The following is an 825-nucleotide window of genomic DNA, read 5'->3' as shown; positions in this document are numbered from 1 at the left end:
AGCAACCAACGGCACCCGAGCCTCGCCGGACAGCTGCTCCACCCGCACCGCCAACTCCCCGACAGTGGACGCCTCGAACAACACCCGCACCGGCACCCGAGTACCGAGGGCCGCACCCAGACGCGCCACCACCTGGGTCGCGATCAGCGAGTTCCCACCCAAAGCGAAGAAATCATCATCGAGCCCGACACGCTCGACCCCGAGCACCTCGGAAAACACGGACGCCACGGCTTGCTCGGCAGAAGTAACCGGCGCCCGGAACGCTGTCACCTCGAACACCGGATCCGGCAACGCCCTACGATCCAACTTGCCATTAGCATTGAGAGGCAACCCCTCGAGCACCACAAAAGCCGACGGCACCATATACCCCGGCACACTCCGACCCAGCTCGAATGCAACCACCTCGGTATCGAGATCGACACCCGGCCGAGCCACCAGATACGCAACCACACGCGTACCCACACGCTCGCTCTCACGAGCAACCACAGCCACATCACGAATGCCATCCATTCGCCGCAGCGCCGACTCGATCTCACCGAGTTCGATACGGAAACCACGAACCTTCACCTGAAAGTCCGTACGACCCACATACTCGAGCTCACCGTCGCTCGTCCACGCCACCAGATCGCCTGTGCGGTACAACCTCTCACCATCACCCCACGGCGACGCCACGAACCGCTCCGCCGTGAGATCCGGCCGCGCGAAATACCCACGCGCAAGCTGCGCACCCGCAAGATACAACTCACCCGGAACACCCACCGGCACCGGCTGCAAACGCGCATCGAGCACAAACAACCGCGTATTCCACTGCGGCGACCCGATCGG

At 63.5% G+C, this 825-nt stretch carries 1 protein-coding gene; it reads right to left on the bottom strand.

Annotation, left to right across the window (positions count from 1 at the left end; genetic code table 11):
• Positions 1 to 825, bottom strand: an 825-nt coding sequence (locus RDCOP1_RS21115; protein WP_143152213.1) for a phosphopantetheine-binding protein, incomplete at both ends; no start/stop codon positions are given.

This window comes from Rhodococcus coprophilus NBRC 100603, assembly GCF_001895045.1.
Lineage (GTDB): Bacteria > Actinomycetota > Actinomycetes > Mycobacteriales > Mycobacteriaceae > Rhodococcus > Rhodococcus coprophilus.
This window is presented reverse-complemented; position numbering and strand designations above follow the sequence as displayed.